An 18,776-nucleotide genomic window follows, 5' to 3' on the forward strand; every position below is an offset into this window, starting at 1 on the left:
GGCACCGCCGCGACCGGTGGTGGATCACTCCTCCGAGGAGGGCTGGCGCCCCCACTCGACCGGCAGCTCCGGGGACTCGCTGCCGCTCGGCGGCACCGCGTACTTCTGCAGCAGGTAGGCCATGATCTTGCGGAACGCCTTGCCGCCGGTGGTGCCGCCGCCCTGGCCGTCGGTGGGCTCGTGGACCACCACGTAGACGGTGAACCGCGGGTCGTCGGCGGGCGCGAACCCGGCGAACGAGACGGTGAACTTGCCCCCGGAGTAGCAGCCGCAGGCCGGGTCGACCATCTGCGCGGTGCCGGTCTTGCCGGCCACCCGGTAGCCCTCGATGGCGGCGTCCGGCGCCGTCCCCTCCTCGGGGTCGAGCACCATCTCCATCATCTCGGCGGTCTGCCGGGCAGCGTCCTCACTGATGACCCGGCGCTGCTCGGCCACCGACGAGCCGGTGACCTCGCCGGAGTGCGTCGTCGCCTTGCCGAGCACGACGCTGGGCTGCACGTAGACCCCGCCGTTGGCCACGGTGTTGACCGCGGCCGCCATCTGGACGGCGTTGACCGCAAGCCCCTGGCCGAACGCGATGTTGTCGCGGTTGATCTCCAGCCAGTCCTGCCAGGGCGGGAGAAGCCCGGCGGACTCGCCGTAGCCGGGGATGCCGGTGCGGGAGCCGAGGCCGAACGCCTTGAGGTAGCGGTGGAGCACCCGGCCCGGCATCTTCCGGGCCGCCATCACCGTGCCGATGTTGGAGGACTTCGCGATCACGCCGGTGAGCGTCAGCCGCTCGAGCCCGTGCTCCCAGTGGTCGCTGATCTCCTTGTCGGAGGACTTCAGCGTGCCGGGCACCCGCAGCTTGGTGTCCGGCTCGACGATGCCGGCGTCGATCAGCGCCGCGGCGGTGAGCACCTTCTCGACCGAGCCCGGCTCGTAGACGTCGCGGAACGCCTTCGAGGCGAGGCGTCCGATCTTGCGCTGCACCGTCGTGTTCGGGTCGTACGTCGGGTGGTCGGCCAGCGCGAGCAGCTCGCCGGTGCGGCTGTCGAGGACCACCGCGACGCCGGACTTGCCGCCGGCGTCCTCGACGGTCTGGCGCAGGACCCGCTGGGTGTACCACTGCAGGTCGCGGTCGAGGGTCAACGTGAGGTCCTCGCCGTCGACGGGCTCCGTGGTGCTGTTGTCGCCGAGCGGGATGCGGTTGCCGCCGCCCACGTCGTAGGTGGCCGAGCCGTCCTCGCCGGAGAGCAGCGGGTTGAACAGCTGCTCCGCGCCGCCGGCCGCGTCACCGAGTCCGTTGACGTAGCCGACGATGTTCGCGCCCACGTCCTTGGCGGGGTAGCTGCGCACCGGGTCGCGGCGGATGTCGAGCCCCTTGTAGCCGAGGTCCGAGAGCTCCTCGACGACCTCGACGGCCTTGGTGGTCGGGACGCGCCGGGCGATGTAGCGGAACCTGGTGTCGGGCCAGCGGAGGTTCTCGACGGTGTCGATGTAGGAGACCCCGAGCCGCTCGGTGAGGATCGTCGCGATCGCCGCGGCGTCGTCGGCGGTCTTCGTCGGGTCGGCCACGATCATCGAGCCGTCGAGCGACTCGGCCAGGGGGGTGCCGTTGCGGTCGAGGATCGAGCCGCGGGTGGCCGGGAGGAGCTCCTGCACCGCCCCGACGGCGCGCGCCCGTTCGGCGTACGTCCTGGCGTCGAGCCCCTGCAGCTGGAACAGCCGTACGGCGAACACCGAGACGACCATCGCGATCAGCAGGAAGCCGACCTGGAGCCGCACGGTGGAGACGCCGGATCGGCGCGTCCTGCGAGGGGCTGACCGGCCCCCCGGTCGTCGCTGCGCTGGCGCCATCAGCCAGTTGTATCCCGCTCGGACGGCAGGTCGTCCGAGGGCACGCCGTCGTCGTTCATGTCGGGGGTCTCGTCCACCACACCGCCGGTCCTACGGGGCTTGAAACCCGGCGGCTCCTGCGTCGGGATCGGCTCCAGCCGCTGGGCGTCCATCGGCGTCGCGGTCTTCGCCTCGCCGAGCTGCTTGCCGTCGGAGAGGCGGAGGAACGCGGGGCTCACCATCGGCACCATCCCGAGCGCCTGGGCCCGCGTGGCCACCCGCTGCGGGTCGCGCAGCTCGTCGAGCTCCATCTGCAACGACTGCTGCGTGGCGTGGAGCCGGTCGGCCCGGGCCTGCAGCTCGGTGGCGGTGAACGACATCTGCTGCATGTGGGTGTTGAACATCAGCAGCCCGACCACGCCGCCGAGCAGGACGAGGAAGACCAGCACCACGAACGGCACCCGCGGCGCTCGGCTGCGCCGGGGCACCACGGTCAGCCGGGCCCGCTCCACCGCCTGCTCGGCGAGGCGGGGCATCCTGCTGCGGGCGTGGCCCATCCATGCGCTCATCGGCGACCGGTCCCTTCTGGTCCACGGGGGTGGGGGTGCTTGCTGGTGGGTCGCGGGCGGCCCGGGCGGACCCGCTCGGCGGCGCGGAGCCGCACGGGGCGGGCCCGGGGGTTGCGGGCCACCTCCTCGGGGGAGGCCTGCTCGGCGCCGCGGGTGAGGAGCCGGAGGGTCGGCTGGTGCTCCTCCGGCACGACCGGGAGGTCGGGCGGGGCGGTGGTGCGGGTGTGCTCGGCGAACGCCTGCTTGGTGAGCCGGTCCTCGAGGGAGTGGTACGACATCACCACCACGCGGCCGCCGACGCCGACCGCGTCGACGGCGGCGGGGAGCGCCCGGCGCAGGACCGACAGCTCGTCGTTGACCTCGATGCGCAGCGCCTGGAAGGTGCGCTTGGCCGGGTTGCCGCCGGTGCGCCGTGTGGCCGCCGGGATCGCCGCTCGGACCAGCTCGACGAGCCGCTCCGAGCGGGTGAACGGCTCGTCGGCGCGCGCCGCGACGATCCGGTCGGCGATCCGGCGCGCGAACCGCTCCTCGCCGTAGTCGCGGAGGATCCGGGCCAGCTCCGCGGCCGGGTAGGTGTTGAGCACCTCGGCAGCCGTGAGCCCCGAGGTGTCGTCCATCCGCATGTCGAGCGGGGCGTCCTCGGCGTAGGAGAAGCCGCGCTCACGGAGGTCGAGCTGCATGCTCGAGACGCCGAGGTCGAACAGCACCCCGTCCACGTGGTCGAGCCCCTGGTCGGCCAGGACGTCGCCGATCTCGTCGTACACGGCGTGGACGAAGGTGACCCGCTCGCCGAAGGCGGCGAGCCGCTCCCGGCTCTGCTCGAGGGCGTGCGGGTCGCGGTCGATGCCGATCACTCGCGCCTGCGGACAGCGGTCGAGGACCGCCTCGGTGTGGCCGCCGAGGCCGAGGGTGGCGTCGACGAGGACCGACCCCGGGTGCTCGAGCGCCGGGGCGACGAGCGCGACGACCCGGTCGAGGAGGACCGGGACGTGGGCGGGAGCGGGCATCGTCCGGACGGCCCTCAGCCGGCCAACGAGAGGACGAGGGTGAGGGTGACGGCGAGGAGCACCGATGCCGCCGCCGAGAACGCGACGACCGCGAGGGCGTCGCGGGCCTCCTGGCGGACCCGACGCAGTGGCCTGCCGTGCTGGCCCTGGGCGAGGCTCATGGTGTCGACCCTTCATGTGCTGCTCGGTGCCGGGTGTGCGGGCTGGGGTTGGGCTAGTGGTGGAGGAACGTGGAGCGCCGGTGTCGCCGGGCCAGGTCCCCGCCCGCTCCCCCTGGGAAGCGGCCTTCTGGCACCGGGGAAGGTGTGCCAGACGACCGGGTGGAGCGGGCGTGAGACCTCGTCCTGCGAAACCGGCTGTGGAGTTGTGGTGGGCGGGAGGTGGAGCGGAGTGGGGGCTCAGATGCCGGGGATGACCTCCTCGGACAGCTCGGCGAAGGCCTCCTCCTGCTCCTCGCTGTAGGCGTTCCAGGCGGCCTCGTCCCAGATCTCGAGCCGGTTCATCGCGCCGATGACCACGACGTCCTTGTGGAGCGAGGCCCACTCGCGCAGCTTCGGCGGGATCGTGATCCGGCCCTGCTTGTCGGGGCGCTCGTCGGAGGACGCCGAGGAGAACATCCGCACGAAGTCACGGGTCGCCTTGTTGGAGACCGGCGCCTCGCGGAGCCGCTCGGTGAGCCGGTCGACCTCGGCCTGGGGCCAGACGTAGAGGCAGTGCTCCTGGCCCCTCGTCACCATCAGCCCTCCTGCCAGCTGGTCCCTGAACTTCGCCGGGAGGATCAGCCGGCCCTTGTCGTCGAGCTTCGGGGTGTAGGTGCCGAAGAACATCCGACACCTCCCGTGAGCGTGGGAAGGGCTCCCTTTCCTCCACTGCCCCCCACTTTACTCCACTTCCCCCCACCGTCAACGACTTCGGGCTCCACCGGTCCCCATTTCTGTCCGGGTTTCCGCTGGTGAGGTTGACTAGGAGCAGTGACAGGGGCCGGTGCAGCGACGACACCGCCGGCGCGGGAAGGGACGACGTGACCGAGCAGCACCTCCACGGGACGACGACGGGCGACGCGGGCACGGGCTCCGTGGGGGTCGCTCCGGCCGAGATCGAGGAGATCGCCCGCACCACCTCCGCGATCGCGGGCAGCATCAGCCGGGTCATCGAGGGGAAGCCCGACGTGATCCGCACGGCCCTCGTGGTGCTGCTCGCCGAGGGCCACCTGCTCCTGGAGGACGTGCCGGGCGTCGGGAAGACGATGCTGAGCAAGGCGCTGGCCCGCTCCATCGACTGCACCGTGCGGCGCATCCAGTTCACCCCGGACCTGCTGCCCAGCGACGTCACGGGCGTCTCGGTGTTCAACCAGGACACCCGGACCTTCGAGTTCCGGCCGGGCGGGGTGTTCGCCAACATCGTGGTCGGCGACGAGATCAACCGCGCCTCGCCCAAGACCCAGTCCGCGCTGCTGGAGTGCATGGAGGAGCGCCAGGTCACGGTCGACGGCGTCACCTACGAGCTCGACGCGCCGTTCATGGTCGTCGCCACCCAGAACCCGCTCGAGATGGAGGGCACCTACGCGCTCCCGGAGGCGCAGCGCGACCGGTTCATGGCGCGCGTCTCGATGGGCTACCCGGTCGAGGCGGCGGAGATCGCGATGCTCGACCACCACACCCGCGCCAACCCGCTCGCCGACCTCGAGCCGGTCACCGACGCGGCGACGATCGCGAAGCTCGTCGAGATCGTCACCCGGATCCACGTGGCCCCCACCGTGCAGCGCTACGCGGTCGCCCTGGCCACCGCGACCCGCCACTCCCCCGAGCTGCTCCTCGGCGCATCGCCCCGGGCCTCGCTGCACCTGGTCCGGGCGGCGAAGGCGGCGGCCGCGCTCGACGGCCGCGACTACGTCGTCCCCGACGACCTGCGGGCCCTGGCGGTGCCGGTGCTGGCGCACCGGCTGCTGCTCACCGTGGAGGCGGCGATGAGCGGCCGCACCACCGCGTCCGCGCTCTCGGCGCTGGTCGCCTCGGTACCGATGCCCACCCCGCCGACGTCGCCGAGCCACCGGTGACGCCATGAGGGCGGCGATGGGGGCCCTGACGACGCGGGGTCGCGCGTTCCTGTCCTCCGGCGTGACCGCCCTGCTCTGCGCCGCCGTCCTCGGTCTCGACGACCTCGCCCGCGTGGGGCTGCTGCTGGTGGCGCTCCCCCTGATCAGCGCGGTCGTGGTCTCGCGCGGCCGGCTGCGGCTCGGGCTGACCCGCACGGTCACCCCCTCCCGCACCGGCGTCGGCCAGGACGCGGTCGTGCGGCTCGCGCTCACCAACGACGGGCGTACACCGGCAGGGACGGTGCTCCTGGAGGAGCAGGTCCCCTACGTGCTCGGGGCCCGCCCTCGGTTCACCCTCGACCGGATGGGACCCCGGTGGCGGCGGACCGTGGAGTACCGCGTCCGCTCGGAGGTCCGCGGACGCTACCTGCTCGGCCCGATGACCGTGCGGGTGGACGACCCGTTCGGGCTCGTCGAGCTCCGCCGTACCTTCCAGTCGACGACGCCGCTGGTCGTCACCCCGCCGGTGACCGTCCTCCCGCCGATACCCCTCGCCGGGCTGTGGGCCGGCACCGGCGACAACCGGCCACGGGACTTCGCCGGCGGCAGCGCCGAGGACGTCACCGTGCGTGAGTACCGCCGCGGCGACGACCTCCGCCGCGTGCACTGGCGCTCGAGCGCGCACGCCGGTGAGTTGATGGTGCGCCGCGAGGAGCAGCCGTGGCAGTCGCGTGCCACCGTCTTCGTCGACAACCGGCGCCACGTGCACCGCGGCTCCGGCCCCGGCTCGTCCCTGGAGTACGCCGTCGCGTTCGCCGCCTCGGTCTGCCTCCACCTCGCGCAGCGCGGGTTCCAGGTGCGGCTGGTGACCGCCGCCTCGGCGGGCGGGGGCGACCAGGCGCACGCCGGCGGCACCCCCGACCACGCCTGGCACCAGCACGCCGCGGTCGCCGACGCAGGCCCGCTGCTCGAGTCGCTCGCCGTGCTCGCCGACGCGCCCACGGTCCGGATGGACACCGCGTGGCTGGCGGACTCCGGCGCGAGCGGGCTGCTGGTCGCGATCACCGGCGCCCTCGACACCTCCGACCAGCCCGCGCTCGGCCGGCTCCGGCACGCCGCGAGCACCCCGATGGCGGTGGTCCTCGACGTGGAGCGGTGGAGCCGCGGCGGCGACGCCGACGGCGCCCGCGCGGCCGAGCTGCTCACCGCCCAGGGGTGGCGTGCCGTCACCGCGGCCCCGGGCGACGACCCCGCGCGGGTGTGGCAGCGGCTCGGGCTCACCACGCACCGGCGCCGCACCGCCACCGCTGCGGAAGGAGCCCGACGATGAACCGGCACCACGCCCCGGCCCCGGCCTCCGTGGCCGCGGCGCTCCTCGCCGCCGCCACCACCTTCCTCACGCTGCTCTCCTGGGACGGCCTCTCCGACGACGCCAGCGCCTTCCTGGTGCCGCTGTTCTGGGTCTGCGCGGGGGTCGCGGGGCTCGGGTTGGTGCTCCGGTGGGGCCGGGTGCCCGTCCCGGTCGTGCCGCTGGTCCAGCTGGCAGTCATCGGGCTCGCCCTCCACCGCGCCTGGGTGCCGGAGGCGCCGCTGGGCGGTTGGCTGCCCGACGGCGACTCCGTCCGGGCCATCGGCGACCTGTTCCGCGCCGGCGCCGACGCGGCCGCCAGCCACCCCGCGCCCATCCCCCAGGAGGAGACGCGCTTCGCACCGGTGATGCTCGGCGTCGGGGCGCTGGTCGCCGTCTGCGTCGACGCGCTGGCCTGCACCTTCCGCCGGGTGCCGCTCGCCGGACTGCCGCTGCTGGCGGTCTTCACGGTCCCGGTCGCGATCAACGACGGCGTCCCGTGGACCGTCTTCGCCGCCGCAGCCACGGCGTTCGTCCTGCTCCTCTGCGCCGACCACGCCGGGCGGTTGAGCGGGTGGGGGCGCAACATCAGCCGGATGTCCCCCCGCGCCGACGACCTCGGGCGCACGGCGGACCCCGAGGCGGTCCACCACGACGTGCGGCTCGCGACCCTCTGGTCGCGCGCCTCCCGCGTGGGGCTCGCGGGGGTCGGCCTCGCGGTGCTCGCACCGGTGCTGGTGCCGGCGAGCAGCGGCTGGTTCGACGGTGGCGGGTCCGGGATCGGCAGCGGCAACGGCGACGTCCGGGTCGACAACCCGTTCGTGGACATGCAGCGGGACCTCGAGCGGCAGAGCGAGCGTGACCTGGTCAGCGCCGAGACCGATGCGCAGGACCCGTCGTACCTGCGGCTGACGGTGCTCGACGAGTTCGACGGCGAGCGGTGGGTACGCGCCGACCGCGAGGTGACCCCGGAGGTGAACCAGGCGTCCGGCGACAGCTTCCCGCTCCCGAACGGGCTGGAGGAGGACACTCCGCGGAGCCGTGAGCACTGGGAGCTGCGGCTGCTCGACGACTTCGACACCTCGTGGCTGCCGATGCCCTACCCGGCGGCCGCGGTCGACGTCGAGGGCGACTGGCGGTGGGACTCGCGCGCGCTCGACGTGCAGCTCTTCGACGGCGACCTGGACACCGACTGGCTGCAGTACGAGGTCGAGGCCCTCCGGCTGGAGCCCCGCGTCGAGCAGCTGGTGAACGCCGGTCCTCCCCCGCTGAGCATCTCCACGCCGTACACCGAGCTCCCGGAGGAGTTCCCGGAGTGGGTCGAGCAGCAGGCGCTCGACGTCACCGAGGGGGCACAGAGCCCGTTCGAGCGCGCCGTCATGCTCCAGGACTTCTTCCGGCGGACCGGCGGCTTCGAGTACTCCCTGCGGCAGAGCCCGGGCAGCAGCATCGAGTCGCTCGAGCTCTTCCTCGGCACCGGCCCCGGGAGCCGCACCGGCTACTGCGAGCAGTTCGCCTCGGCGATGACGATGATGGCTCGCAGCGTCGGCATCCCGGCCCGGATCGCGATCGGCTTCCTGCGCCCGGACACCACGAACAACGACAGCGGCTACGTCTACAGCACCCACGACCTGCACGCCTGGCCCGAGCTGTACTTCGACGGCGTCGGCTGGGTCCGGTTCGAGCCGACGCCGCAGGACCGGGCCACCGGGGTGCCGTCGTACACCGAGGGCGAGATCCCGGCGCCGCCGCGGACGCCGACGACCGACCCGACCGCCTCGGCGGAGGCGACCCCGACCCCCACCCCGACCGAGGGCGTCGACCGCGGGACCGCGACCTCGTCCGAGGAGCAGGGGGTGCCGGTGTGGCTGGTCGCGGCGCCGGTCCTGCTCCTGCTGGTGGGGCTGGCGCTCGCCCCCCGCTGGCTGCGCGGTGCGCAGCGCCGTCGCCGTTACGCCGCCGCGGGGCCGGACGTCGCCGCCGAGGGGGCGTGGGCGGAGGTGCGGGCGACCGCGCTGGACCTGGGGCTCGGCTGGGACGACGGGGCGACGCTGCGGACCCGGGCGCTCGCGCTCGCCGGTTGGCTCAGGTCGGTGGCGACCCGCCGTCGCAACGACGGGGTCGACCTCGACGCCGAGGGGGCCGTGCGGGCGCTCGAGGCGCTGGTCCTCGCGGTGGAGCGGTCGCGGTACTCCCGGACCGGGCTCTCGCCGGAGGGTGCGACGGGGCTCGCCGACCTCGCGCGCACGGTCACCGCGGCGATGCGGGGAGCGGCGTCGAGCCGCACCCGGCGTCGGGCAGAGTGGCTGCCGGCGTCGCTGTGGCGCGGGCGGACGGCGGCCACCCGGGGTGGTCGGGCGGCGCAGCGCGAAGGGGTGGAAGAGGCCGAGCGGGACCGCGTGTCGGTCTGACGTGGGCGGTCAGCCCGCGACGGTCAACCCCGGAGGGTCAGAAGCCGCCGTTCTGCTCGCGGCGGCGGCGCCACCGCTCCTCGAACCGCTCCATCATCGAGCCCTGCGGCTTCGGCGGCTTGGCCGCCTTGGGCTGGCGGGGGGCACGACCGCGGCGCACCTTGCCGCCGTCGATGACCCGCAGCGGCTGGTCGCCGCCGGCGGGGTGCTGGGGCTCCTCGCCCTGGAGCGGGGCACGGCTCTGGCCACGCCACGTGACCAGGGTCAGGTAGGCGGAGCCGAGCATGACGACGAAGCCGAGGACGGCGACCGGGTAGGTCTTGTAGATCGCGCCGGCCATGAGCATCCCGATGCCGACCAGGAAGACGAGGACGCCGAGCACCATCTGGCGGCGAGCATGCTGCCGCATGCGGGTTCCCCGCAGCGTGGAGGCGAACTTCGGGTCTTCCGCGACGAGCGCGCGCTCCATCTGCTCCAGCAGACGCAGCTCCTCTTCTGAGAGCGGCACGGTTTCCTCCAGGGCACGGTTCCTACTCAAGAGTCTAGGCACGGGATATCGGAGCCGGTAGCCGAGGAGGGAAATTGCTCAGGCCGAGGCCCGGCCGGCGAGGAGCGACGCGGGCTGGACCGCTGCCGAACCGAACCGGGAGACCGCGCGGTCGACCGCCTGGTCCGCCTCCGGCCAGCCGTGGTCCCGGTCGCCGAGGACGAGCTGGCGGTAGACGGTCGTGCGCGCCACCAGCCCCTCGAGCCGGACCCCGACCAGCCGGATCCGGGCCCGCTGGAGCCCGAGCCCCCGGAACAGCGCGGCCGCGGTCGCGTAGATCTCCCGCGTGACGTCGGTGGGCTCGGTCCGGGTGCGGGACCGGGTGATCGTGGTGAAGTCGGCGAACCGCACCTTCACGGTCACCGTCCGGCCCGCCAGCCCGGCCGCACGGACCCGCGCGCCCACCTTCGCGGAGAGGCGCAGCAGCTCGCGCAGCACCACCTGCGGGTCGTCGGTGTCGCGGCCGAACGTCTCGTCGGCGCCGGTGCTGCGCTCCGGGTCCTCCTCCACCCCGCGCCGTGGCGTCACGCTCCGGCGGTCCTCCCCCCAGGCGAGCCGGTGGAGCTGGCTCCCGGCCGCCGGCCCGACGGCTCGCTGGAGGGTGGACAGCGGGGTGTGGGCCAGGTCGCCGACGGTGCGCAGCCCGAGCCGGTGCAGCTGCTCGGCGGTCCGCTCCCCCACGCCCCACAGCTCCTCGACCGCCAGCGGGTGGAGGAAGGCGGTGGTCTGGTGGGCAGGGACGACGAGCACCCCGTCCGGCTTCGCCAGCCGGCTCGCGATCTTCGCCACGCCGATGGTGGCCGCGACCCCGACCGAGCAGGTGATCCCCTGCTCGTCGGTCACCCGCGCCCGGATCGACTCGGCGATCTCCTCCGGCGGGCCGAGCCGGCGGACCGCCCCGCGGACGTCGAGGAACGCTTCGTCGAGCGAGACCGCCTCCACCAGCGGGGTGACCTGGCGGAAGATCTCCATCACCGAGGTGGAGACCGTCGAGAAGGTCGTGTAGTCCGGCGCGAGGACGACGGCGTGCGGGCACGCCCGGCGGGCCCGGGTCATCGGCATCCCGGAGCGGACCCCGCTGCGCCGGGCGAGGTAGCTCGCGGAGAGCACCACCCCCCGGTGGCCACCCCCGACGATCACCGGCACGCCGGCGAGGTCGGGCCGGTCGCGGGTCATCACGGAGGCGTAGAAGGCGTCCATGTCGACGTGCAGGAGCCCGGCTCCGAGCGCACCGGTCACCGTCGGCGCCCCGAGGGACGGGCGGGCTGTTGCGCGGGGCGGTCAGCCCAGCCGGGCGAGCGCGTGGAGCTGGGTCGCGAGCGGGAGGTACTCCGGGCGGTCCGCCACGGCGTGCTCGAGCTCGGCCAGCGCCTCCGCGGCCCCCGGCTCGAGGTCGACGAGGGCCCCGGGCACCAGGTCGGCAAACACGCGGACCGCGTGGAGGGTGATCCCGCCGAACCCGGCGTCGGTGAGCAGCGCGGTGACCTCGTCGGAGGTGAACCGGTGCGGCGCCTCGTCGGCCGCGGGCGAGGTCGCGGTGAGCAGCTCGAGCGCCTGGCCGAAGTGGCCGGCCATCGCCCGGGCCACCACCGCGGCGTGGCGCTGGCCGACCAGCAGGCTGAGCCCGCCCCCGGGACGGAGCACCTCGGTGATCCCGGCGACCGCCGTGGCGGGGTCGTCGACGACCTCGAGCACGCCGTGGCAGAGCACCACGTCGACGCTGTCCCGGCCGAGGAGCTCGGGGACGGTCGCGAGCTCGCCCTGGACGGCGGTGATCCGGTCGGCGACCGCCGACTCCTCCGAGCGGCGACCGAGGGTGGCGAGGGCGTCGGGGCTGGGGTCGACCACGGTGACCCGGTGCCCCTGCTCCGCGACCCGGACGGCGAACCCTCCGGTGCCCCCGCCGACGTCGAGGACCTCCAGCGGGGAGCTGTCCAGGAGCGCGCTGAGCGCCTCCCAGACCACGGCGGTGCGGATCGCACTGCGCTGGGTGGCGACGTTCGGGCGGCCCGGCATGGCGCCCACCCTAGTGCTCCGGCGAGGGGGCGCCTCATGCGCCCGAGCTCCCCGGCGAGGAGTGCCACAGCTTCCGCGGAGCGCTCTCCCCCGCCGGTTTGACGTCGGCGTACGGCGAGAGCCGGAACCCGGTCGAGTGGACGAGCACCCGGCGCGCCTCCGGCTCCTCGGCCGCCGCTGCGGTGACCGGCGGGGCCATCAGCGCGTGCACCGCGTCGATCCCCTCGGCGCGCCAGGCCTCGTGGAGGGCGGCCAGCTCCCAGCACCCCGTCGCCCGCAACGACACCCCGCGCCGGCCGGTGCGGCGCAGCTCGCCACGGACGACCAGCAGCCACGAGTGGAACACCGTCGAGGCGTAGGGCCCCAACGCGTCCTCGAAGAAGGTCGCGTCGACCGGCCCCGTGCCGTCGTCGAGGGTCAGGAACACCACGCGCCGTCCGGACCGGATCGGTGGTGTCTGGGTAGCCACCTTGACCCCGGCGACCAGCAGCTCGGCCCTGCTCCGCGCGGAGAGCAGCCCTGCGGAGCGGGTCACCCCGAGCGCGTCGAGGAACGGGTCGTAGAACTCCACGACGTGCCGGCTGGCGTCGAGGCCGAGCACCTCGAGCTCCGCCCGGACCCGCTCGGCGGCGTCCATCTCGGGAAGCCCGCTGACCTCGCCGGTGTGCAACGCGTCGGCCGGCGCGTCGCCCAGGTCGAGGGTGAGCTGCACCGAGGAGACCGGCGGCGGGGTCCGGGGGGCCCGCGACTGGGCGTGGGCCCGCTCCCAGACGCCCTCGCGTCGCCGCGGGTCGCTGCTGTTGCGACCGGCGGCCGCCTCGAGCCGCTCGGCGGCGGGGCGGGCGGGTGGCCGACCGGCCACCCCACGGCCCCGCGCCGCGCCCGCCCGGTCGACCGCGCGGGTGTAGCGGTCCAGGTCGGCGACCTGGAGCAGCAGGTCGCGGCGGGTGACGGTGCCCCGGCGGTGCACCGTGCCGGGCTCGCCGATGCCGTAGACGGAGTCGAAGGCCCCGGCGACCACCAGCCGCTCGGCGACGGGTCGGGAGACGCGCGCCCGGTGCCAGAAGTCGGTGAGCGACTGGTAAGGGCGGGCCGCGACGATCCGCGCCACCTCGGCACCGGAGATCCCCTTCACCTCGGCGAGCGCCACCCGGATGCCGTAACCCTCGCCGACCCGCTCGACGGTGTACGCCTGCTCGCTGGCGTTGATGTCGAGCCCGAGCACCGCGATGCCGAACTGGCGGGCGTCGTCGAGGATCAGCCGCTTGGGGTACATCCCAGGGTCGTGGGTGAGCACCCCGGCCAGGAAGTGGGCCGGGTAGTGGGTCTTCAGCCACGCGGACTGGTAGGTCGGCAGTGCGAACGCCGCGGCGTGCGCCTTGCAGAACCCGAAGGAGCCGAAGGCCTCGATCACCTTCCAGACCGCGTCGACGACCGCGGCGGCGTAGCCCCGGGCGCGTGCGGCACCCTTGAACCAGCGGCGGGTCGCCGCCATCCCCTCCACGTCGCCGAGGGAGCGGCGCGCCTCGTCGGCCTCGGCGAGGGTGCACCCGGTGAGCTGGGCGACCATCTCGATGACCTGCTCGTGGTAGACGACCACCCCCCGGGTGTCGCCGAGGATCGGCCGCAGGTCCTCGTGGAGGTAGAAGGGCATCGCCCACCCCTGCTTCGCCTCGAGGTAGGGCGTGATCATGTCGCTCTTCACCGGCCCCGGCCGGAACAACGAGATGTCGGCGACCACGTCGGCGAACGACTCGATCCCGGACTTGCCGACCAGCTCGCGCTGCCCCGGCGACTCGATCTGGAAACAGCCGAGGGTGCGCGAGGAGCTGATCAGCTCGAAGGTGGCCGGGTCGTCGAACGGGACCTGCGCCTCGTCGTCGAGGTCGACGCGCACCCCGTCGACGCGCTCGACCTCGGCGACCGCGTGCGCCATCGCCGACTGCATCCGGATGCCGAGCACGTCGAGCTTGAGGAGCCCGAGCTCCTCGACGTCCTCCTTGTCGAACTGGCTCATCGGGAACCCGGCGAAGCTCGCCTCGACCGGGGTGCGGTCGAGCAGCGTGGCGTCGGAGAGCAGCACCCCGCACGGGTGCAGGGCGATGTGGCGCGGCAGCCCGTCGAGCCGCTCGACGAGCCGGAACAGCAGCCCGAGCCGCTCCTCCCCCAGCCCTGAGGCGCGCAGCTCGGGGAGCTCGCGCAGCGCCATCCGGGCGTCGCGGGCACGGATGTGCGGGAACGCCTTGGCGATCGCGTCGATCTCGCCCGGCGGCATCCCGAGCGCCGCACCGACGTCGCGGATCGCGTGGCGGACCCGGTAGGTGTCCATCATCGAGACCGCGACGCACCGCTCCCCGCCGTAGCGGTCGAGGACCGCCTCGTAGATCTCCAGCCGGCGGGCGGACTCCACGTCGATGTCGATGTCGGGGAGCGCCCTGCGCAGCGGCGACAGGAACCGCTCCATCAGCAGTCCGTGGCGCAGCGGGTCGACGCCGGAGATGCCGAGCAGGTAGTTGACCAGGCTGCCCGCGCCGGAGCCGCGGGCCGCCGAGCGGACCCCCATCGCGCGGATCAGGTCGCAGACGTCGGTGACGGTCAGGAAGTAGGAGGCGTAGCCCAGCTGCTCGATCAGCACGAGCTCGTCGTCGAGCCGCTTCCAGATGCGCTGCCGCGGGGCGTTGCCGTAGCGCCGTCCGATCGCGGCCTCGCAGCGACCCCGCAGCACCTGGTCCGCGGTCCCGACGCTCCCCGACCCGGCGGCCGTCACCTCCAGCTCGGGGAAGTGCACCTCCCCGATCCCGAGGTCGTCGTGCGGGTCGACCGCGCAGCGGTCCGCGACCAGCCGGGTGCGGGCCAGGAGCTCGCGGGCGGCTCCGGCACCCAGCCCGGCGAGGGTGCACACCTCGTCGGCGACCTCCGCCATCTCCTCGCCGGTCTTGAGGTACCCCTCGGCGTTGCCGCGGTCGACGTGACGCAGGTCGAGGGGGACCAGCCGGCGGGCGGCGTCGAGGACGTCGACGACGACGGCGTCGGCACGGTCGGCGTAGCGGACCACGTTGGTGAGCACCGCCGCGGTGCCGGTCGCGCGGGCGAGCCCGGCCATCCGCGCCGCGTGGCCGGCGGAGCCCGGGCCGCGGCCGGCCACCCGGTGGTCGACCAGCTCGACGGCGAGGTCGGCAGGGCCGAGCAGCTCGCGCCACCGGTGCAGGACCGCCTCGCCGAGGTCGGGGCGGGTCAGCGTCGTGGCCGCGCCGACCTCGGAGCCGGGGCCGAGCAGCACCACCACGTCGCGACCGGCGGCGTGCTCGGCGACCAGGTCGAGGGTGCACACCGGCTCCCCGCGCTCTCCGGCGAGGTGGGTGGCCGAGACCAGCCGGCACACGGCCGCCCAGCCACGCCGGCTGCCGGCCAGGAACGTCGCCCGCGGGAGGCGGTGGTCGCGGAAGGCGCCGCCGCGGACCGGGGTGCGGCCGCTCTCCTGCTGTCCGAGCCAGGGCCCCGGCACCAGCCCGGTCGGCGCCATCGCGAGGTCGACGCCGAGGACCGGCCGGATCCCCGCCTCGGCACAGGCCGTGGCGAACCGGACCGCGCCGTAGGTGCCGTCGCGGTCGGTCAGCGCGAGGGTGTCCATCCCGTGGTCGGCGGCGCGGGCGACGAGGTCGCGCGGTTGGGTGGCACCGTGCTGGAGGGAGTAGCCGGAGGCGACGTGGAGGTGGACGAACGGGTCGTGCACCGGCCGGTCCCCCTACCCCACCTGGAGGTACGCCGGCACGGGCAGGTGCCGGGTCAGCCCGAGCGACTCCTCGACGAGCCCGAGGAACCGGTCGGCGTCGCGCACCAGGTCGTCGGCCTCCCGCTCGGTCACCGCACGGCGGGACCCGGCCTCGGCAGCCGCCCGCTTCGCCGCTCCCGCCGAGAAGAACTCCGCCCACTCGGCGAACTCGGGAGCGACCTCGGCGAGCAGGACCCAGGCGTTGCGCTGCACGGCCCGGCCTCGGCGCGGGAGGGCCGGCCGCGCGCGGGCCGCCAGCAGTGCGGCCGTCGCCCGGAGCGCGGAGACATGGGCGTGCGCGTAGCGCATCCCCACGTCGGTGGTGGTGATCGCCTCCTGCAGCGAGGCGGCCGCGCGCTCGAGGTAGGCGAACGTCGCCGCGGGGACGTCGAACCCCGTCGGGGTGCTCGGGTGCGTCATCACGTCCCCCTCAGTCCGCGCAGCGGGAGAGGAGCCAGTGGCCCTGCCCCCAGTCGAAGGTCAGGTCGAACACGCCGCGGCCGGTGCCGGCGGCCGCCAGCCCGCGGGCGGCCTCGACGCGCCAGACCTCGCGCTCGGCAAGGAGGTCGGTCTGCACGGCATCCGGCTCGTCGGCACCGAGCACGGAGGCCGCTGCGACCGACTGCCACCAGGGGCCGGTCTCGACCCAGTGGGCCACCACGTCGCACACCTTCCACAACCGGCCGCGCCACAGGAACTGCTCAGGTCCCTCGACCTGTCCCCCCGTCCCGGGCACCACCCCACGGCGCACCTCCACGGGGTCGTCGTACTGCCGCATCTCCACCTCCGAGCGTCTCGTCCACCTGACGTCCCGACCCCGCTCGACCCCGCTGCCACCTCCCCCGGATCCCGTGGGAGAGTGCTCGGCGGAGATGGGGGTCGAGGTCACCTCCGCCGAGCTTTGTTCGAACACCTGTTCGAACGAGCTCCACGGTACACCGCGCTTCCGACCGCCCGTCAACCCCTGCCCCGGGCTGTGGAGAAGGGCCCTGCCGCCCCCACGGTCCGGACCGACGCGAGACGAGGGAGGCCCCGATGACCACCGTCCCCGACGGCACCGACAACCCGACCGACAGCGCGACCGACAGCACGGTCGCCCGACACCCGAGCGTGCGCACCTTCCGTGCCGCCTGGGAGGAGGCCGGCGGCACCGGCCGAATCGTGGTCCTCCCCGACTCCGTGCACACCGCTGCGCTGGCGGCGGAGGCGCTCGGCTGCGAGGTCGGCGCGATCGCCAACAGCCTGCTGTTCGACGGGGGCGGCCGGCCCGTCCTCATCCTCACCAGCGGCGCGCACCGGGTCGACACCGCGAGGGTCGCCGAGCGGCTCGGCCTGGACGCCCTGCGGCGCGCGAAGCCGGAGTTCGTCCGCGAGCACACCGGCCAGGTCATCGGCGGCGTCTCGCCGCTCGGCCACCCGGCGCCGGTCCCGACGTACCTCGACCCGGCGCTCCGGCAGTACGACGAGATCTGGGCGGCCGCCGGCCACCCGGCCACCGTCTTCAGCACGACCTACGACGAGCTCCGGGCGATGACCGGTGCGACCGAGGTCGAGGTCGACTGAGAGGGGTGGACTGACGTGGAGATCTGGGTCAACCCGGCCTGCTCGAAGTGCCGAGCGGCGACGGCCGCCCTCGACGAGGCCGGCGTCGAGTACACGGTCCGCCGCTACCTCGACGACCCGCCGAGCCGCGAGGAGCTGGCCGCGGTGCTCGACCGGCTCGGCCTCGAGCCGTGGGACGTCGCCCGGCCGAAGGAGACGAAGGAGGCCGGGCTCGCCGGCACACCGAAGGACGCCGGGCACCGCGACGCCTGGCTCGACGCCCTCGCGGCGAACCCGCGCATCCTCCAGCGGCCGATCATCACCGCCGACGACGGCACCACCATTATCGCCCGCGACGCCGACTCGCTGGCCCGGGTCCTCCCCCAGGGCTGACCGTGGCGCGCGTGGTCGTGGTCGGCGGCGGGCTCGGCGGCGTCGCGAGCGCCGTCCGGCTCGCCAAGCTCGGCCACGACGTCACCCTCGTCGAGCGGCTCCCCCAGGTGGGCGGGGCGATCGGGGTCGTCGAGCAGGACGGGTTCCGGTGGGACGCCGGCCCCGGGTCGACCGCGGTGCCGGCCGTGCTGCGCGACCTGTTCCGCAAGTCCGGGCGGCCGCTCGAGCGCGAGGCCGAGCTGGTCCCGCTCGAGCCGCTGCGGGAGCACCGGTTCCCCGACGGCACCCGGCTGGCGCTCCCGGGCGGGAGCCGCGGCGCCCAGCTGGCGGCGGTCGACGAGGCGCTCGGCCAGGGCCTGGGCAAGCAGTGGGTCGACCACGTCCACTCGTTCGCGGAGCCGTGGGACCACCTGCGCCGCGACCTCTTCGAACGACCGTGGTCCCCCGAGCTCGCCGCCGACGCGACCCGCGACCTGCTGCGCAGCCGCACGATGATGCACCGCGTCGTCACCAAGCGGTTCAAGGACAAGCGGCTGCGGGCGCTCGCCGTCCACCACGCCGTGGCCGGGGGCCACGACCCACGCAACGTGCCGGCCTGGTTGGGGCTGGTCGACTACCTGGAGCAGAACTTCGGCGCCTGGACCTTCGCCGACGGCTTCGGCAGCACCCTGGTCGCCTTGATGGCCAAGCGGCTGCGCGAGCGGAAGGTGACGGTGCTGACCGGCACCACCGCGCTCGACGTGGAGTCGGGGCCCGCCGGGCCCGTGGCCGTGCGCACCGACGCGGGACAGCTGGACGCCGACCAGGTGGTCGTCGCGATCGACCCGCGCCGGCTCCCGGCGCTCGCCGGCCACGTCGCCCGCACCATGCCCGCCCTCCCCCCGACCGTCACCCACCTCGGCCTCGCCCCGGGCGCCCCCGAGCTGCCCCGCGAGCTGGTGATCCACGACGACTACGTGCTCACCGTCCGCACCGACCACGTCGCCGAGGACGGCCGGACCTCCTGGACGGTGCTCGGGCGCGGCACCGTGTCGGAGGACCTCGTCGTCGCCCTGGCCCGCAAGCGGATCGACGTGCGAGAGCTCGTCGAGACGAGGGTCGACCGCTCCCCCCGCGACCTCGTCGAGCACCTCGGCGGCTCGCCGGCCGGGGTGCTCTGGCAGGGGCGCGGCACCGTCAAGGAGCGGCTCGGGACGGTCACACCCCTCCCCGGGGTCTACCTGGCCGGCGCGCACACGGGGGGCGGTGGCTGGGTACCCTTCGTCGGGCTGACCGCCGCGCTGGTCGCGCAGGTGGTCGGACCGGCCTGAGCGGCCGG

The 18,776-nt window shown here is 74.5% G+C and carries 17 protein-coding genes; 6 read left to right on the forward strand and 11 right to left on the reverse strand.

The window, feature by feature from the left end; genetic code table 11:
- Positions 1-24: 24 nt before the first annotated feature.
- The 5 genes from FIP57_RS15485 to mraZ all read right to left on the reverse strand — a co-directional run bounded on the left by FIP57_RS15485 (position 25) and on the right by mraZ (position 4,221).
- Complete coding sequence (locus tag FIP57_RS15485) at positions 25-1,767, reverse strand: peptidoglycan D,D-transpeptidase FtsI family protein (RefSeq protein ID WP_238993502.1); 1,743 nt, start codon at positions 1,765-1,767, stop codon at positions 25-27.
- A 71-nt stretch (positions 1,768-1,838) separates the two neighbouring features.
- Positions 1,839-2,387 carry a cell division protein FtsL gene (gene ftsL / locus FIP57_RS15490; protein WP_148574431.1) on the reverse strand — a complete coding sequence of 183 codons (549 nt, stop codon included), beginning with the start codon at positions 2,385-2,387 and terminating at the stop codon, positions 1,839-1,841.
- Positions 2,384-3,394, reverse strand: coding sequence for a 16S rRNA (cytosine(1402)-N(4))-methyltransferase RsmH (gene rsmH / locus FIP57_RS15495; protein ID WP_148574432.1), 1,011 nt, complete (start codon positions 3,392-3,394; stop codon positions 2,384-2,386). Before rsmH ends, ftsL begins: the two co-directional genes overlap by 4 nt.
- Before the next feature lie 14 nt (positions 3,395-3,408).
- Positions 3,409-3,555: a hypothetical protein gene (locus FIP57_RS23290; RefSeq protein ID WP_162529827.1), complete on the reverse strand. Its 147-nt coding sequence runs from the start codon at positions 3,553-3,555 to the stop codon at positions 3,409-3,411.
- Positions 3,556-3,792: 237 nt separating this feature from the next.
- A complete protein-coding gene (gene mraZ, locus FIP57_RS15500; RefSeq protein WP_148574433.1) occupies positions 3,793-4,221 on the reverse strand; it encodes a division/cell wall cluster transcriptional repressor MraZ in 429 nt (142 codons plus the stop codon).
- A 269-nt stretch (positions 4,222-4,490) separates the two neighbouring features.
- Here mraZ and FIP57_RS15505 point away from each other — a divergent pair, with 269 nt between their 5' ends.
- The 3 genes from FIP57_RS15505 to FIP57_RS15515 are packed head-to-tail and all read left to right on the forward strand — an operon-like array spanning position 4,491 to position 9,188.
- Positions 4,491-5,450, forward strand: coding sequence for an AAA family ATPase (locus FIP57_RS15505; RefSeq protein ID WP_420846701.1), 960 nt, complete (start codon positions 4,491-4,493; stop codon positions 5,448-5,450).
- A gap of 16 nt (positions 5,451-5,466) precedes the next feature.
- A complete protein-coding gene (locus tag FIP57_RS15510) occupies positions 5,467-6,759 on the forward strand; it encodes a DUF58 domain-containing protein (protein ID WP_238993503.1) in 1,293 nt (430 codons plus the stop codon).
- The gene (locus FIP57_RS15515) at positions 6,756-9,188 is read left to right on the forward strand and encodes a transglutaminase TgpA family protein (protein WP_148574436.1); all 2,433 of its coding nucleotides are present in this window, start codon (positions 6,756-6,758) and stop codon (positions 9,186-9,188) included. The genes FIP57_RS15510 and FIP57_RS15515 overlap by 4 nt, the downstream gene beginning before the upstream one ends.
- Positions 9,189-9,225: 37 nt before the next feature.
- Here FIP57_RS15515 and FIP57_RS15520 read toward each other — a convergent pair whose 3' ends face one another.
- The 6 genes from FIP57_RS15520 to FIP57_RS15545 form a co-directional block, all read right to left on the reverse strand.
- The gene (locus tag FIP57_RS15520) at positions 9,226-9,696 is read right to left on the reverse strand and encodes a DUF3040 domain-containing protein (protein ID WP_148574437.1); all 471 of its coding nucleotides are present in this window, start codon (positions 9,694-9,696) and stop codon (positions 9,226-9,228) included.
- A 78-nt stretch (positions 9,697-9,774) separates the two neighbouring features.
- The gene (dinB, locus tag FIP57_RS15525; protein ID WP_238993504.1) at positions 9,775-10,974 is read right to left on the reverse strand and encodes a DNA polymerase IV; all 1,200 of its coding nucleotides are present in this window, start codon (positions 10,972-10,974) and stop codon (positions 9,775-9,777) included.
- A gap of 42 nt (positions 10,975-11,016) precedes the next feature.
- Positions 11,017-11,751: a methyltransferase domain-containing protein gene (locus FIP57_RS15530; RefSeq protein ID WP_148574438.1), complete on the reverse strand. Its 735-nt coding sequence runs from the start codon at positions 11,749-11,751 to the stop codon at positions 11,017-11,019.
- A gap of 34 nt (positions 11,752-11,785) precedes the next feature.
- A complete protein-coding gene (locus FIP57_RS15535; protein WP_148574439.1) occupies positions 11,786-15,484 on the reverse strand; it encodes a DNA polymerase III subunit alpha in 3,699 nt (1,232 codons plus the stop codon).
- A 12-nt stretch (positions 15,485-15,496) separates the two neighbouring features.
- Positions 15,497-15,943, reverse strand: coding sequence for an SAV_6107 family HEPN domain-containing protein (locus FIP57_RS15540; RefSeq protein WP_148574440.1), 447 nt, complete (start codon positions 15,941-15,943; stop codon positions 15,497-15,499).
- 10 nt (positions 15,944-15,953) lie between these two features.
- Entirely contained in the window at positions 15,954-16,301 is a 348-nt protein-coding gene (locus FIP57_RS15545; RefSeq protein ID WP_148574441.1) for a DUF6504 family protein, read from the reverse strand.
- A 257-nt stretch (positions 16,302-16,558) separates the two neighbouring features.
- Here FIP57_RS15545 and FIP57_RS15550 point away from each other — a divergent pair, with 257 nt between their 5' ends.
- From FIP57_RS15550 to FIP57_RS15560, 3 genes are read left to right on the forward strand one after another with little or no spacing between them, the layout of a single operon-like run.
- Positions 16,559-17,086: a YbaK/EbsC family protein gene (locus tag FIP57_RS15550; protein WP_148574442.1), complete on the forward strand. Its 528-nt coding sequence runs from the start codon at positions 16,559-16,561 to the stop codon at positions 17,084-17,086.
- 15 nt (positions 17,087-17,101) lie between these two features.
- Positions 17,102-17,458: an ArsC/Spx/MgsR family protein gene (locus tag FIP57_RS15555; RefSeq protein WP_148574443.1), complete on the forward strand. Its 357-nt coding sequence runs from the start codon at positions 17,102-17,104 to the stop codon at positions 17,456-17,458.
- Between the two features lie 2 nt (positions 17,459-17,460).
- A complete protein-coding gene (locus tag FIP57_RS15560; RefSeq protein WP_148574444.1) occupies positions 17,461-18,768 on the forward strand; it encodes a phytoene desaturase family protein in 1,308 nt (435 codons plus the stop codon).
- Positions 18,769-18,776 lie beyond the last annotated feature (8 nt).

The sequence above is a fragment of the Nocardioides caldifontis genome (assembly GCF_008087345.1).
GTDB lineage: Bacteria > Actinomycetota > Actinomycetes > Propionibacteriales > Nocardioidaceae > Marmoricola_A > Marmoricola_A caldifontis.